This window comes from Leclercia sp. G3L (genome assembly GCF_021117075.1).
Taxonomy (GTDB): domain Bacteria; phylum Pseudomonadota; class Gammaproteobacteria; order Enterobacterales; family Enterobacteriaceae; genus Enterobacter; species Enterobacter adecarboxylatus_C.
The window spans coordinates 2,325,441-2,339,531 of record NZ_CP088265.1 but is presented as its reverse complement, the minus strand read 5'-3'; the positions used below and the strand labels follow the sequence as shown (position 1 = coordinate 2,339,531).

15 protein-coding genes, 1 other RNA gene and 3 pseudogenes are annotated in these 14,091 nt (G+C 41.6%); 6 read left to right on the top strand and 13 right to left on the bottom strand.

Annotated features, from left to right (window positions below; all coding sequences use genetic code 11):
* Positions 1 to 44: 44 nt before the first annotated feature.
* Together LRS40_RS12620 and LRS40_RS12615 are read right to left on the bottom strand one after the other, a co-directional pair.
* Positions 45 to 332 (bottom strand): RnfH family protein, encoded by a 288-nt coding sequence (locus tag LRS40_RS12620; protein WP_156264383.1) that lies wholly within the window; start codon positions 330 to 332, stop codon positions 45 to 47.
* The gene (locus LRS40_RS12615) at positions 322 to 759 is read right to left on the bottom strand and encodes a type II toxin-antitoxin system RatA family toxin (protein ID WP_197090537.1); all 438 of its coding nucleotides are present in this window, start codon (positions 757 to 759) and stop codon (positions 322 to 324) included. Before LRS40_RS12615 ends, LRS40_RS12620 begins: the two co-directional genes overlap by 11 nt.
* A 156-nt stretch (positions 760 to 915) precedes the next feature.
* On the opposite strand from LRS40_RS12615, the gene smpB reads away from it, so the two are divergent.
* The 3 genes and pseudogenes from smpB to LRS40_RS12600 form a co-directional block, all read left to right on the top strand.
* A complete protein-coding gene (smpB, locus tag LRS40_RS12610) occupies positions 916 to 1,398 on the top strand; it encodes an SsrA-binding protein SmpB (protein WP_039030084.1) in 483 nt (160 codons plus the stop codon).
* A gap of 90 nt (positions 1,399 to 1,488) precedes the next feature.
* Positions 1,489 to 1,852: a transfer-messenger RNA gene (gene ssrA, locus LRS40_RS12605) on the top strand.
* Between the two features lie 166 nt (positions 1,853 to 2,018).
* Positions 2,019 to 2,885 (top strand): annotated as a pseudogene (locus tag LRS40_RS12600) (integrase arm-type DNA-binding domain-containing protein); the annotation flags it as partial.
* Positions 2,886 to 2,922: 37 nt separating this feature from the next.
* Here the strand turns inward: LRS40_RS12600 and LRS40_RS12595 are convergent.
* Positions 2,923 to 4,132: pseudogene (locus LRS40_RS12595) on the bottom strand (IS3 family transposase).
* Between the two features lie 91 nt (positions 4,133 to 4,223).
* On the opposite strand from LRS40_RS12595, the pseudogene LRS40_RS12590 reads away from it, so the two are divergent.
* The 3 genes and pseudogenes from LRS40_RS12590 to LRS40_RS12580 form a co-directional block, all read left to right on the top strand.
* Positions 4,224 to 4,601, top strand: a pseudogene (locus LRS40_RS12590) (integrase); the annotation flags it as partial.
* Positions 4,602 to 4,965: 364 nt separating this feature from the next.
* Positions 4,966 to 5,922 (top strand): retron St85 family effector protein, encoded by a 957-nt coding sequence (locus tag LRS40_RS12585; protein WP_231313833.1) that lies wholly within the window; start codon positions 4,966 to 4,968, stop codon positions 5,920 to 5,922.
* A complete protein-coding gene (locus tag LRS40_RS12580; RefSeq protein ID WP_136398099.1) occupies positions 5,912 to 6,850 on the top strand; it encodes a retron St85 family RNA-directed DNA polymerase in 939 nt (312 codons plus the stop codon). The genes LRS40_RS12585 and LRS40_RS12580 overlap by 11 nt, the downstream gene beginning before the upstream one ends.
* Before the next feature lie 51 nt (positions 6,851 to 6,901).
* On the opposite strand, the gene LRS40_RS12575 is transcribed toward LRS40_RS12580, so the two are convergent.
* The 10 genes from LRS40_RS12575 to LRS40_RS12530 form a co-directional block, all read right to left on the bottom strand.
* Positions 6,902 to 8,365: a relaxase/mobilization nuclease domain-containing protein gene (locus LRS40_RS12575; protein ID WP_231313832.1), complete on the bottom strand. Its 1,464-nt coding sequence runs from the start codon at positions 8,363 to 8,365 to the stop codon at positions 6,902 to 6,904.
* On the bottom strand, positions 8,362 to 8,736 hold the full coding sequence (mobC, locus tag LRS40_RS12570) for a plasmid mobilization relaxosome protein MobC (protein ID WP_231313831.1): 375 nt from the start codon (positions 8,734 to 8,736) through the stop codon (positions 8,362 to 8,364). The genes LRS40_RS12575 and mobC overlap by 4 nt, the downstream gene beginning before the upstream one ends.
* A gap of 6 nt (positions 8,737 to 8,742) precedes the next feature.
* The gene (locus tag LRS40_RS12565) at positions 8,743 to 9,003 is read right to left on the bottom strand and encodes a hypothetical protein (RefSeq protein ID WP_095661418.1); all 261 of its coding nucleotides are present in this window, start codon (positions 9,001 to 9,003) and stop codon (positions 8,743 to 8,745) included.
* The gene (locus LRS40_RS12560) at positions 9,000 to 9,173 is read right to left on the bottom strand and encodes a hypothetical protein (protein WP_179289105.1); all 174 of its coding nucleotides are present in this window, start codon (positions 9,171 to 9,173) and stop codon (positions 9,000 to 9,002) included. The genes LRS40_RS12565 and LRS40_RS12560 overlap by 4 nt, the downstream gene beginning before the upstream one ends.
* Before the next feature lie 12 nt (positions 9,174 to 9,185).
* Entirely contained in the window at positions 9,186 to 9,443 is a 258-nt protein-coding gene (locus LRS40_RS12555; RefSeq protein ID WP_095661417.1) for a hypothetical protein, read from the bottom strand.
* 518 nt (positions 9,444 to 9,961) lie between these two features.
* Positions 9,962 to 10,237: a hypothetical protein gene (locus LRS40_RS12550; RefSeq protein WP_071839117.1), complete on the bottom strand. Its 276-nt coding sequence runs from the start codon at positions 10,235 to 10,237 to the stop codon at positions 9,962 to 9,964.
* A gap of 11 nt (positions 10,238 to 10,248) precedes the next feature.
* Positions 10,249 to 10,536 (bottom strand): hypothetical protein, encoded by a 288-nt coding sequence (locus LRS40_RS12545; protein WP_219987726.1) that lies wholly within the window; start codon positions 10,534 to 10,536, stop codon positions 10,249 to 10,251.
* A 1,290-nt stretch (positions 10,537 to 11,826) separates the two neighbouring features.
* On the bottom strand, positions 11,827 to 12,102 hold the full coding sequence (locus LRS40_RS12540; RefSeq protein ID WP_061155636.1) for a hypothetical protein: 276 nt from the start codon (positions 12,100 to 12,102) through the stop codon (positions 11,827 to 11,829).
* Positions 12,103 to 12,239: 137 nt separating this feature from the next.
* Positions 12,240 to 12,443 (bottom strand): AlpA family transcriptional regulator, encoded by a 204-nt coding sequence (locus tag LRS40_RS12535; protein ID WP_044695395.1) that lies wholly within the window; start codon positions 12,441 to 12,443, stop codon positions 12,240 to 12,242.
* Between the two features lie 635 nt (positions 12,444 to 13,078).
* Positions 13,079 to 14,080 (bottom strand): zinc-binding alcohol dehydrogenase family protein, encoded by a 1,002-nt coding sequence (locus LRS40_RS12530; RefSeq protein ID WP_231313830.1) that lies wholly within the window; start codon positions 14,078 to 14,080, stop codon positions 13,079 to 13,081.
* Between the last annotated feature and the right edge of the window lie 11 nt (positions 14,081 to 14,091).

Here is a 14,091-nt window from a genome sequence, read left to right as displayed (position 1 = left end):
AAAGGTGCTCATTGAGCACCTTTTTTCTTTTATCAGTAGCCAGTTTATTTTGCGGACTTCTCCGCACGCTGGCGACGTAGCTCTTTCGGGTCGGCAATCAGCGGGCGATAGATCTCAACCCGATCGCCGTCCTTGACGCTGTCTCCCAGTTTGACCGGACGACTGTAAATCCCGACTTTGTTTTTCGCCAGATCGATATCGCTGCGCAGCGTCAGCAGGCCAGAGGCACGGATCGCCTCTTCAACGGTGGCGCCCTCTTCCAGGGTTACGCGCTGCAGATACTGCTTTTCCGGCAGCGCGTAGGCTACTTCCACCACGATGTTAGCCGGCACTGTAAACCTCTTTAGCGCGCACCGTGAAGGCCTGAACCATATTCGCCGCCAGTTCTTTAAATACGCGTCCAAACGCCAGCTCAATCAGGGCGTTGGTAAACTCAAAGTCGAGATGAAACTCGATCCGGCAGGCATCGGCACTGAGCGGGACAAACTTCCATCCGCCCATCAGTTTCTTGAAGGGCCCATCCACCAGATGCATCAGAATACTCTGGTTATCGGTCAGCGTATTGCGGGTGGTAAAGGTTTTGCTGATCCCGGCTTTGGAGACATCCACCGCTGCCGTCATTTGCGTCGGGCCTGAGTCCAGCACGCGGCTCCCGGTACATCCCGGGATAAACTGCGGATATGACTGAACGTCATTCACTAACTGGTACATCTGTTCCACACTGTAGGGGACAAGCGCAGTACGACTAATCTGAGGCATAACATTTTTCCTGATCAAACAACCAACAAATAATAACATTTATCACCTGTTAAAAAAACGCTGAGCCTCATCTCGTGCTAATATAGCGCGTTAGACCTCACAGGACGCAATGAGGTGACTTTTTGACATCAGATTACCTACGGCTTCACGACACTTATGACGAAGAAAAAAGCACATAAACCTGGCTCGGCAACCATTGCGCTCAACAAGCGTGCCCGCCACGAGTATTTCATTGAAGAAGAATTCGAAGCTGGCCTTGCGCTGCAGGGCTGGGAAGTTAAATCGCTGCGTGCAGGAAAAGCCAACATCGGTGACAGCTACGTGATCTTCAAAGACGGCGAAGCCTTTTTGTTTGGCGCAAACTTTCAGCCGCTGACGGTCGCCTCTTCTCACTACGTTTGCGATCCTACCCGCACCCGTAAGCTACTGCTGAACAAGCGCGAGCTGGATTCCCTCTTCGGACGAATCAATCGCGAAGGTTATACCGTGCTCGCCCTGTCGCTGTACTGGAAGAACGCCTGGTGCAAAGTGAAAATCGGCGTGGCGAAAGGTAAGAAGCAGCACGACAAACGTAACGATGCCAAGGATCGCGAGTGGCAGGTCGATAAAGCGCGCATCATGAAGCACGCAGGCCGTTAATTTCCGGATACTTATTGAGCGATTCAATAAGTTAGCGTTCCGGACTGGTATCCGGGCTGATAATTCTGGTATACTTGCTGTAACACTATTGGGGCTGATTCTGGATTCGACGGGATTTGCGAAACCCAAGGTGCATGCCGAGGGGCGGTTTGCCTCGTAAAAAGCCGCAAAAAAATAGTCGCAAACGACGAAAACTACGCTTTAGCAGCTTAATAACCTGCTAAGAGCCCTCTCTCCCTAGCTTCCGCTCTTAAGACGGGGATCAAAGAGAGGTCAAACCCAAAAGAGATCGCATGGATGTCCTGCCTGGGGCTGAAGTGTTAAAACTAATCAGGCTAGTTCGTTAGTGGCGTGTCTGTCCGCAGCTGGCGTGCGAATGTAAAGACTGACTAAGCATGTAGTACCGAGGATGTAGAAATTTCGGACGCGGGTTCAACTCCCGCCAGCTCCACCACTTTTTAGTTGTTTGAAGTATACTGAAGTCTACCAAGCCCGCATGGAACTAGCCTTGCGGGCTTTTTTACGTCTACAGAAGTCTACTGAAATTTGCTAGAAGCTACTCCTTATGGCACCCTTTTTGGGACCCAACGCAAAGGGTCCCAAAATCGAGGGTCCTAAAAATGGCAAAGATCGCTAAGAAACTCACTGACACTGAAATCAAAAATACCAAGCCAGCAGAAAAGGAGATCAACCTTTTTGATGGTGACGGCCTGATGCTACGAATCGCTCCCCTATCAAAGGGTGGTAAGAAAAATTGGTATTTCAGGTATGCAGTGCCAGTAAGTAAGAAGCGAACAAAGATGAGCTTAGGAACCTACCCTCATCTCACACTTGCCAAAGCTCGGGCTTTACGTGATGAATACTTGTCGTTGCTTGCAAATGGTATCGATCCGCAGATTCACAACAACGATAAAGCCAATGCCCTTAAAGATGCCACTGAGCACACGCTACAGGCGGTTGCTAGGAAATGGTTAGATGAGAAGGTCAAGACTTCTGGTATCTCTCCAGACCACGCAGAAGATATCTGGCGGAGCCTTGAACGAAATATCTTCCCCGGTTTAGGCAACGTTCCGATCAAAGAGATCCGTCCCAAGCTCTTAAAACAACACCTTGACCCCATAGAACAACGAGGCGTATTGGAAACCCTACGCCGTATCATTTCACGTTTAAATGAAATTTTTCGTTGGGCTGCTACAGAAGAGCTTATTGAATTTAACCCTGCTGATAACCTCGGTCAGCGATTCAGTAAGCCTAAGAAGCAAAACATGCCCGCTTTACCACCAGATGATTTACCCCGATTCTTAATTGCTCTATCTAACGCTTCTATACGACTCGAAACTCGTCTTCTAATTGAGTGGCAACTCCTTACGTGGGTTCGTCCGGGAGAAGCTGTCCGTGCTCGGTGGAGTGATATAGACGAAGATAATCGATTCTGGAACATCCCCGCTGAGTTTATGAAGATGAAACGCCCTCACAAGATTCCGCTGTGATCTTGACCCGCCATCTCCGGACAGCTTTTGTATCTTAAGTTAACGATGTCCGCTGCCGCCGATATTCCCTCGGGGAGTGATATCCCAGCGCGCTGTGCGGGTGGTTTTCATTGTAATGTGTGAACGCTGCTGCAAGGTTTCGCAGGGCTGTTCTCACATCTGGTTTTGCCATGAACGCGATATAGTCTTCCTTCATCGTCTTCACGAACCGTTCGGCCATGCCATTGCTCTGCGGGCTGCTCACCGCTGTTGTACACGGCTCCAGATTCAGCTCTCTGGCGAACCTCCGCGTTTCATGCGCGGTATATGCTGAACCGTTATCCGTCAGCCATTGAACCGGTGTGGTCGGCAGCCCGTCGCCGAAGCGCTTTTCCACCGACCTCAGCATCACATCCTGCACCGTCGAACTGTCGTAGCCTCCTGTGCTCGCTGCCCAGTCTATGGCTTCTCTGTCGCAGCAGTCCAGCGCGAACGTGACCCGCAGCTTCTCACCGTTGTCGCAGCCGAACTCGAAGCCATCTGAACACCAGCGCATATCGCTTTCTGCCACCGCGATTTTGCCCTTATGTTCACGCTTCGACCGCTCTGGTTTGTCATGCAGTAACAGCAGATTATGCTCGCTCATAAGCCGGTAAAGCCGTTTGGCGTTCACGGGGGGCAGTCCCTCTGTACGACGTTGCGTACGCAGGATGCCCCACACACGGCGATAGCCGTAACTGGGCATATCGCTGATGATATCGAGGATCTCTGACAGTATTTCAGCGTCTGCTTCGTCATCACGCCGGTTACAGCGCCTGTCCTGCCAGTCGGCAGAACGGTTAATTCGCAGTGACAGCTGCGCACGCGACTACGCCCATGGTGCGGCTGACCAGGGGCTATTCCCCGTCCTTTGGCAACAAGGGCGCGTGCGCTATCCATTTTCGCGACTGAGCGTACTCCACGGCTTCTTTCAGGATCTCAACTTCCATCGTCTTCTTGCCCAGCAGGCGCTGAAGCTCCCGGACCTGCTTCAGAGCAGCAGTAAGCTCAGAAGCTGGAACAACTTCTTCTCCGGCCGCAACGGCGGTGAGGCTGCCTTCCTGATATTGCTTCTTCCACTTAAACAGCAGGCTGGGCTGGATGCCATGCAGGCGGGCGACATGGGAGACATTCATGCCCGGCTCCATCGTCTGCTGGATAATGGCGATCTTCTCCTGAGGAGTTTTACGTTTACGGACTTCTTGTCCTAACAGGATCCCGGTCATCTCAAAATTGGCGTTAGTGTTAGACATATATTCAAGCCTATCTCTTATCTGGAGATACAGCTACTGTCTGGTGTTTCAGGGGGCTACATCACACAAGATTCCGCTGAGTAAAGAGGCTATGCGTATACTTGAGTTAATCAGACCAATCAGTGGTCATAGAGAGTGGGTTTTCCCAAGCATTAAGGCCCCGCTTAACCACATGCATGAGCAAACAGCTAATGCTGCAATCATCCGTATGGGATTCGGTGGTGAACTGGTAGCCCACGGAATGCGTTCTATAGCAAGAACGGCTGCTGAAGAAAGCGGTAAATTTAGAACAGAGGTGCTTGAATCCGCCTTAGCTCATACCAAGAAAGATGAAATCATAGCCGCTTACAACCGTGCTGAGTATCTTGCCGAAAGAACAGAGCTGATGCAGTGGTGGGGAGATTACGTTCAAGCTCAGAAGGTTAAAGCAATTGCTGCGTGAAGGATTGCACTTGCTAACAAAGCTATGCATAGAGCATCAAGCAGCACATCCCCGACAGCCAACACTATGGATTTCACAGATATAGTTGCATCGCAGGAAAAAGCAAAATCAGGCAAAAATAATTGAAAATTTCCATTCATCATGCTATAAAAAAAACACTCTTTAGCGTATGGGCTTTAGTTATATAGCCTTGTCGGGCGTTTCGCCAGACACGAACTTATTGTTTACATTTAGGGTTGCGTCAGATGCAAATCGGCCGATCCTGCTCGCTCACTCACACGATCGGCCGATTTGCATCCGCCGCATCCTTTAGTAAAGAGTTAAAAAGAGACTAACAGGTCTCTTTTTTTATTTGGAAATTTAGATGTACGAACAAATCATAAAAGATACATTTAAAAATCTTGATGTCGAAAATTTTACTGTGATTAATAACAGTTTAAATTTAATATTTGTTTGCGGGGGGCTTGTTGATGTAAAAGAAGCCATACCTACAAGTATGCGCGGGCAGCTTTACGCTTATACTGCCACTGAACATGAAGATTTTCATAATTGCCTTCGGATGGCTGAATCCTTCAAGGACTATATTGAGACTGGCCAGTATGAAGATTTGCTTCATTTTGAACACGATATTGCTAAGATATCCTCGCAAGTTCTTTTATTTCTTGAAAGCCCCGGCTCACTGGTTGAATTAGGGATATTTTCTTCTTTCGAAAATCTCTATGATAAGATTTGTGTTATCGCACCAGAGGATCATGTTGAGAGTGAGGACTCGTTTATTTTTTTAGGCCCGTTAAAAAGAATATCTACTCATGTAAACGAAGCAGTACTCACTTATCCGTATGATGCCGAAAATGGAAAATTTGACAAAGCTGTATGGGGTCAAATATGCGAAGATATATTTACAAGAGTGGACAGTAAAGTTAAGGTTGAAAAATTTAGAAAAAATGATGATGGTCATCTATGCATGCTGATACTTGAGATAATAAATATCAGTTTCCCTGTTCAACTTTCTGAAATTGAATCAGTTCTTTCATCCTTTCAAATTAAAATACCGCAAAAACGTCTTTCTCAATTAATCTACTTACTATTAACACTAGAGCTAATACAAAAAAAGAAAAGAAGTTCCAATACATACTTTTTTCCACCAAAAAAACTCGCAAATGACAATTATATAAAATTTGGCTCTTACTCAGACAAAAAACAATTTGACAAAACAAAAAATAAAATACATTTAAAACAAGAACTCGCTTTGAATTTAAGGGATAAAGAACAAAGACGCCTCAGTGTATTAGCCAAGTATGGTGAAGAAAATGACCAATAATCTAAAATCATTACGCAAGCTTTTACAAAGCACACTTTTCTTAAGTGATGACCTCATTAATATTTTTATTACCACTGCTCCTTATAGATATAAAATTTATGAGATTGATAAAAGAAGCTCTGATGAAAAGCGTAAAATCGCTCATCCTTCAAAGGAACTGAAGTTAATTCAACGAATCATAGTTAAAGAATTATCTAATATGTTGCCTGTACATGATTGCGCTTATGCTTATAGAACTGGAAGAGGAATCAAAGAAAATGCGCTCATTCACTCAAAAAATAGTTATTTATTGAAACTGGATCTATCCAATTTTTTCAATTCGTTGACACCTGAAATATTTTTTGCTGAGTGTAGAAGAAACAATATTGATTTTGATAAAGACAATGCTTCTATTATATCAAACTGTTTGTTCTATCGAGAGCATAGGAAATCCAGTTTAAAATTAAGTGTTGGAGCACCCAGTTCTCCATTCATTTCCAATGTAATAATGTACTCATTTGATCAAATTATTGAAACAGAATGTCGGAAAAGAGAGATAACATTCACAAGATATGCTGATGATATGACATTTTCGACAAGCATAAAGAATACTCTTATTGGCTTTGATGAGTTAATAAAAAAGGTTTTATTCGATCTTTTCAAAGGGGCTATTTCTTTGAACCAAGATAAAACCATTCTTTCTTCGAAAGCTCATAATCGACATATTACGGGTATAACAATCTCTAATAATGATAACATCTCACTTGGGCGAGAAAGAAAAAGATTAATATCGTCAGCGATACATCGTTTTTCTTATGGAAAATTAGATCAGGAAGCCGTCGATAAGTTGAAGGGCTTGTTAGCTTTCGCATATTACATAGAACCTTCATTTATAGCTACAATGGAAAAAAAATACGGTAGGGAAACAATAAATAAATTGAAGAAGTAGAACAAAAAATTATACTAATAAACACCATATAAAAGAGGTTCAACGCCTCTTTTATTTTATCTCAAATCGGCGGTTCTCTATTTCATTTACCTCTTCGAAATGTAATGTCATCTTTTCTTTTTTAAGAGCTTCTTTTAACTTCGATTTAAATCTATATTCATCCATACTCAACCCCAAAGGCTTTTTCTTTATTTCTTCTTTAACTATTTTTCCTTTATTTTTAGGTTGAATAATAGATTTCTTTATATTTAACTTTTCTCTTATCTTTTCGATCTTTGTTGCTCTACTATTGATTTTGCCACGGCTTTTGAGTCTAAAGTTATTCGTGGCTGTTGTGGCTGTTTCTGCATGATCAAGTATCCTACTGATAGAACTGCCGCTAAATGTATTGCTCCCACGATTAAAGCTACTTTTATTATAAGTTTTGATTGGTTCTTTATGGTATTGTTTTTTAACTCTGTTGAGTACTTGTGCAGCTTTATGTGTTGCTCTTCCAATCTTTTTGTTTGTTGGTCTATTATATTTTTCGCTGAGTTTAAAGCGGTTGTTGTTGCTTCTAGTGAGTTGTTCACTCTTGTTAGTGTCTGTTGTGTCTGGTTTAATGCTGTACTGACCGACTCCGATAATATCATCATTGATTCCGTCAGAGGTTCTACTGTCATTGAAATCTGATTCAATAAGTGATCGTCCAATACTATTTTCGTCATCTGTTTTTCTTGCTGCGAATCTTCTAACGAGCTCATCATCTCTATTTTTGTCATATTTCACCTTACTTTTTATAGTGTTCCAACTAAATTTTTTGCCTAACTGAGATCCCTTGAATGCCACATCTCCCACACTGAAAGAACAACCCGCCACGTTGCCAGTGCTGGCAACATTGAACCTCGGTTCAATGCCTACGGCCTGCAGACGTTCTACGAACGTCTCAAGATCTGGTTTTCCTGTCATAGCCGCTTGTAAAGAGGCTTGAAGCACCAAACGGGCTGGCTTTTCTCCTGTTCTAAGTGCCATCTCAATTTCAGCTTTGGTTGGTGCTGATACATCTGATTTTTGACCTTTAAGCCCCTGTGTAATGGTTAAGCCGTGCTTTGCTTCTAAACGTTCACAAGCTGCTATTGTATTAAATGCTGAGTGCTGACCGTGCCATACAGAACCATCAAGGCCGATCCGGTTAGCCACTATATGGATATGTTCTTTATCAGTATCGTTATGACGCACACAAATATATTGATGTTTTTCTATATCAATATTCATTTCTTTCAAATAGTCTTTTGCTATCTCTTCCCATTGCTGATCGGTTAAATGTTCATTTTTTGGAAGAGATAAAAACGCATGAAAGACTGGTTTTTTTATATCTTGTCTAAAGCTGCTTACAGCTTTGAACTCATCAGTTAAATCACTAACATTATTTTTATCTGCTGACATATTGCTACAAATAAAACTGTGATCATCTTTTAATATGTAATCAACTCTATTTTTAAATGATCTACCTGTTTTGGCTACATTCCCTTTCATATATAATTTAAATCCTTATTTACCTCTATTATCCTTCTGCTAACTTGCTTTATGTTAAAATTAAGCTTATCAACTTCATTTTTATCAAAATACTCATTGCCATTTAATTTTTTAACAGCTTGGTTTATGTTGTTGCCTATACCTGAAAGTTGTATATAGGTCTTCTGGTTTACTTCAGGCATTTTCCTTTTAATAACTGGTTCAGCGTTTAAAATCTCTTTTCGTATATAATGTCCTCTTTCTAAACCAGATGCTTCAACAAGTTCTTTTAAATATTCAAATTCTGCTTTGTTTACTCTGAACTGTATAGATATATCTCTGCGTTCTTCGTGATTTAATTCTATACGACCTCTTTTTCTGTCTGTATCCATATTTTATTATCCACCTGTAGTAAACATATAATCTCTTATAGCTTTTATATAGTCTTCATCATTTTCATCAATCAAAGATTTTAGAAGATCATCAGCTTTATTTTCTTGTATATATCTATGGGACACAAAATAACATAATCTTTGTTCATCACTATTTATTTCACAAAAAGGTATATCTTTATCTTGTTCTATGTAATAAAAAAACCTTGCTAATAACTCAAACTTCATTTTTAAACTTATCTGTTCCTCTATGTCATCATCAATCATATTCTATTACTCCTCTTATATTTAATCAGTGCTTTTTTATCGATTATTTTTCTAACATCTGATATTGATTGCTTTGCTTCACTTGAAGAGTTTGTTTTTCCCATACAGCTTCTAATCATAAAACCGCCAAGCATAATACAAAGAAGCATCATTGCTATTGCTATAATCATATATATAACTCCTTATTTCTTATTTGAATAATAAAGTAAGTTTTCGATAACTTCGCTGTAGATGTCTTCATCAATAGCAAGCATTACGTCATTACCTACAATCTTATCAAAGATAATTTTGTAGCTTTCTTTGTCGTGTCTATTCATCTCAAATGACTCCTTTTTGCTAATATCCTTATAATCTAAATGAACAAAAAAACGATTACAGGGAAGTAAGCGATCTAAATCGTTTATGTATAAACATTTTGATACTGATAAAACTATTTTCATATTTATTCCTTTTTGTTTTGAAGTGAATTGTAAAACTATTTACCGCCTCCCCTTTGACAAGGGGAATAGGCGGAAGGGTAGATCTTTTTCAACCCTACGAGCAAAGCGAGATAGGGCAATCCGAAGGATTGGGTAAATAGCGGATACGCTATTACACCTTGCCTCAGTTTCCGAAAAACAAAAAAACAAAGCTGAACTACACCTATATTTAAATAAATAACCGATAATAAGATCTAGTCAATAGCGGCTACATAAATAAATACACTGCACGACAAATTAAATGCAAATAAAAGATAGGATGAATAATATATTGTCTTTCTGGTATCTGTGCGTAATAGGTAGCTTTGCGTAAAATTTGCAGCGAGGGTCAGGTCGTTAAGTAATAGATCGCGGGGTCCCGCTGACGGCTTATATGTCAGTGGGTTCCGATTTATTACTTGATGACGCAATGAAGGAAATAAACTTTAGATAGGTGATGGTTCGCACTGCGAGCCATCACCTTGAAAGACAGGGCAGTTTTACATCCTTCGTCTAAAAGAAATCCGTTCAGAAAAAGCCAACTTGCTAATAATAAATCCAAAAATTGCAATGACAAACAAACTTATATTAAATGCAACTATCCCTGCACTCAGCCCGATCAAAATAGACATTATAAAAGTGCCAAGTATAACTAAAAAAACACACCAACCCGGAGGAGCACCGTATAATATAGTTGCTTGACATCCCGTGCATACGTGAACCCCTTTCTGACTTTCTTTTAGACAGTAGGGACATTGAATGATATTGTTTTCCATTTCCTAATCCTCTAATCTTTCTTAAAAACCGCACCTTGGTAAACTACACCGCCTTTGACTTTTTCTATTTTAAAAGTCCAAGAACCAAGATCTTTGTTTTGAGTTCTTGCGATATAAACAGGCTTTTGGCTTTCATCCCAGCTTTTAACAGTAAAAACGCCATTTCTGAACTTGATCACATCTTTCTGAACATCAAGCCTGACACCGTATTGTTGATTAACGTAGCTGCCATAGATGCCATCATCGCCACAACCCGACAGCAGGACGGCAAGACCTGCCACTAACATAAATTTGCGCATAACTTTTCCTTCACCAATAGCACAGACCTACGATTGATCTGTAAACGCCTTAGAATTCAATTATTTTTATGTCTAGTCATATCGTTTGTACCGATCGAAAAAATGCACCATGATAGTTTAAAACTATCACACTATGACAATCGATCGTTTAAAACAATTAACAACGATCGATTTAGCACCTTTTGATTGATAAAACATATCGATATTTACATATCGATCTTTTATACCGATCATTTTCTGTTTAGGATTTGGATCTTGAAGGGATAACGACGTGAAAAGTTCTATGGCGGGATATCTGGCGCGAGACTTTTTTCTTATATTTTTTAGATATGGTTTTCTTTTTATTTTATTAGGCTTCGCCCTATATCTTTTTTAGATCTAGTTCTACTTTATATTTTATTGGTGCCATAAAACAAGGCACCTTTGCTATAAATAAAAACAGCCTTACTGAGAGTTATATACTGCCTTGTGTTCGCCCCCGAAAAGGGGACTTCATCCAAGGCTTCGCCTCCTGAAATTTTCAACTTATTTTGTTGAAAATCTATCAAGATTGGCGAAAACCAAGATGAAAAATATGACTTCACCCAAGTTGATCTGGCTTAAAGCTCTACATCGTTTCCAATGTAGGACACCCTACGACACCCCCAGATTCGTTCATGCAGATTAATGTATTGTTATCCCCTATTTATGCTGTCAACAAAGGTAGGGCTTTCTCATAGCTATTCCATATACAACTTCACTTATCTGTTTAGAACTTCGCTTCGGGTTGGTATTACGTCGCTTCCCCTTCTATACCTACAACCAACAAAACATACGGACATCTCTTATTAGCGACTCGCGCTCAATTGCTCCACATATGCAGACCTGATACAAAGGTTTATAATTTGATTGCTTTCGAGGACATTAAAGCTTCTGGAAGTGATATTTAAAAGACTTGTAGAAAGCTCAGATTTAGATTTGACAAATATGAAAATATTATTTAATACTTTATTATATTTGTAATCACGTTAATCCTCTAACTGATTACAAGACTTAAAAAGTTTTCGCTGACTTTTTTAGTCCTTAAAAAGTCAGATTTATCATCTGGCTTTTTTTGTATCTTTATTTTTTATAAGACTTATATTTTAATAGTCAAGAGAAACAAATAAAATATTTCACAAAATCATTATTGATTAATGATAGCAAAACCTAATAAAGGTCAGAAATATATCTGACCTTTTGCTTAAGATATCAATACTATTCATATAAAATCTCTAAACGCTATACAATCCATTTTGAGCTATTTTATTTTCACATATAACAAATCATAATGGCCTCTGTATGCATGCACATTATATTTATTCTAACCTCTTCAAAATCTATGTATCTATGCTGACTTTGATCAATACTCTTCTTCGTTTTATCGATAATATCATCGTAAACTGTTTCCATATAATATTTATCGGTAAATAGATCGAATACTTCATTAGCAGGCTTCGCAAGCACTTTCTTGGTAAAGCGAGAGTATTCTAGCAATGCTGTAAGTTCTGCTGAGTTCTGACTATTACATTTATTTTCTTTTTTCATTTTTGGTTCCTTATTTAATCGTTAAGTAAATATCCCCCCACACTTTCATGTATTTTTATTAAAGGGATCGTTATATTCAAACACAGGCCTATATATTTATTACATATGACCTCCTAACTTCATTTATAAAAATATTATCATGCTGCTTTATTACGTGACGCGTAAATCATTTGGTCGATCCACTCATCAACTTCACTTTCTACGAACCTGATTGCTCGATCACCTAGTTTTATAGGTGCAGGGAATTGACCACGACTAATCAATCGATAAATCCAAGCTTTACAAAATCCGGTTCTTTCCAACACTTCAGGCATACGGATAAATCTTTTTCTTTCTGTCATACATTTCTCCATTGTTGTTTTGATGGATGCAGTATCTTCAGATCGCTTATGGCGATCAACTATCAAAAAGCACGAATTGATCAAGGGGTGGTGTTTTTTTAGTCAGATTTATGAAGAGTATTTTGAAAGCAAGCCAGCATAGGCTTAGGAGGACTTTTGCAAAAAGTGCTATTTTTCTGGTCTATTTAAGTTTTTTTAATAAATAGTTATTTATCAATGATTTAAATTATTCATGATTTAATTCTGTACTATTCCTCTTTATAATCCTTGTTTAGCACTTTGAGAAGACTTAGTTGGAGGTAAGATTTTGCATACGGGAAATAGCCTCTGGAGAGGAAAGGCTATGTTTCGTGAGTTCAACTCCTAAACGTGCAGTATCTAAGATTTTAGCTCTGGAATAAGTAAAATCAGTGATGACGCCTTTTTTAGGACCCTTTAATGAACCCTTAATTAATAACGATACAAAAATAACCATAAAAATCATATAAGTGTAAAATAAAACACAGGGACGCCAGCCACCAAAATTCTTTGTAGATGGTCACCAGAGCCTGATGCGAAGTCCTGAAAGCCCGCACGGCGCAAGCCTGCGGGCTTTTTTGTATCCTCAATTTATCCAGCGAAAGCCATTAGCCCCGTCAGAACCCTTCCAGCACAATCTTCCCGACCGCACGCCCTGTTTCAAGTTGAGCATGAGCTTTCTGCACATTCGCCGTTGTAATCGCCCCGTAGTGCTCACCCAGCGTGGTAGCGATCACCTGCTCATCAATCAGCGTTGCAACGCGGGTCAAAAGCTGGTGCTGAGCGATCATATCCCGGGTTTCAAACATCGAGCGGGTGAACATAAACTCCCAGTGCAGGGAGATGCTCTTCGCCTTCAGCGGACGGGCATCCAACGTTTCGGGATCGTCAATCAGCGCCAGTTTGCCCTGCGGCGCCAGGGCCTTAATAATTTCCGCATAATGCGCGGCGGTGTGGTTCAGGCTGGCGACGTGGGTCACCTCGTTGATCCCCAGGGCAGCAAGCTCTTCCGACAGCGGCTTGCTGTGATCGATAACATAATGCGCCCCCGCCTCTCGTACCCACTGCTGGCTTTCCGGGCGCGACGCCGTGCCGATCACGGTCATTTTCGTCAGCTTGCGTGCCAGCTGAACGAGGATCGACCCCACCCCGCCTGCGGCGCCGACGATCAGCAGCGTATCCCCTTCGTTGCCCTGCTCCTGAACGCCCAGCCGATCGAAAAGCATTTCCCAGGCGGTGATCGCCGTTAACGGCATCGCGGCGGCGGCGGCGTTGTCCAGCGTTTTTGGCTTCAGGGCCACAATGCGCTCATCCACCAGCTGATACTCGCTGTTACTGCCCGCCCGGCCCAGCGCCCCGGCATACCAGACCTCGTCACCCGGCGAGAAAAGGGTCACCGCCTCACCGACGGCGGTAACAGTCCCCACCGCATCCCAGCCGAGAACCCGCGGCGTATCCCCGCTAAACCCGGCGCGGACCTTGGTATCCACCGGGTTGACGGAGATAGCTTTCACTTCAATCAGCAGGTCGTGCCCTGTTGCCGTCGGCTGCGGCAGCTCAATCTCGTGCAGGAAATCGATGTTGTCTGGTGCAGAACGGGTAATAGCAATGGCTTTCATAATCTCTCCGG

What these genes read in the sequence shown, in the direction of transcription:
- mobC (WP_231313831.1), bottom strand. Translation starts at nt 8,736, where the DNA reads ATGGATACAGACAGAAAAAGAGGTCGTATAGAATTAAATCACGAAGAA.
- LRS40_RS12560 (WP_179289105.1), bottom strand. Translation starts at nt 9,173, where the DNA reads ATGATTATAGCAATAGCAATGATGCTTCTTTGTATTATGCTTGGCGGT.
- LRS40_RS12585 (WP_231313833.1), top strand. Translation starts at nt 4,966, where the DNA reads ATGTACGAACAAATCATAAAAGATACATTTAAAAATCTTGATGTCGAA.
- LRS40_RS12615 (WP_197090537.1), bottom strand. Translation starts at nt 759, where the DNA reads ATGCCTCAGATTAGTCGTACTGCGCTTGTCCCCTACAGTGTGGAACAG.
- LRS40_RS12575 (WP_231313832.1), bottom strand. Translation starts at nt 8,365, where the DNA reads ATGAAAGGGAATGTAGCCAAAACAGGTAGATCATTTAAAAATAGAGTT.
- LRS40_RS12530 (WP_231313830.1), bottom strand. Translation starts at nt 14,080, where the DNA reads ATGAAAGCCATTGCTATTACCCGTTCTGCACCAGACAACATCGATTTC.
- LRS40_RS12545 (WP_219987726.1), bottom strand. Translation starts at nt 10,536, where the DNA reads ATGCGCAAATTTATGTTAGTGGCAGGTCTTGCCGTCCTGCTGTCGGGT.
- LRS40_RS12535 (WP_044695395.1), bottom strand. Translation starts at nt 12,443, where the DNA reads ATGACAGAAAGAAAAAGATTTATCCGTATGCCTGAAGTGTTGGAAAGA.
- LRS40_RS12550 (WP_071839117.1), bottom strand. Translation starts at nt 10,237, where the DNA reads ATGGAAAACAATATCATTCAATGTCCCTACTGTCTAAAAGAAAGTCAG.
- smpB (WP_039030084.1), top strand. Translation starts at nt 916, where the DNA reads ATGACGAAGAAAAAAGCACATAAACCTGGCTCGGCAACCATTGCGCTC.
- LRS40_RS12555 (WP_095661417.1), bottom strand. Translation starts at nt 9,443, where the DNA reads ATGAAAATAGTTTTATCAGTATCAAAATGTTTATACATAAACGATTTA.
- LRS40_RS12565 (WP_095661418.1), bottom strand. Translation starts at nt 9,003, where the DNA reads ATGATTGATGATGACATAGAGGAACAGATAAGTTTAAAAATGAAGTTT.
- LRS40_RS12540 (WP_061155636.1), bottom strand. Translation starts at nt 12,102, where the DNA reads ATGAAAAAAGAAAATAAATGTAATAGTCAGAACTCAGCAGAACTTACA.
- LRS40_RS12580 (WP_136398099.1), top strand. Translation starts at nt 5,912, where the DNA reads ATGACCAATAATCTAAAATCATTACGCAAGCTTTTACAAAGCACACTT.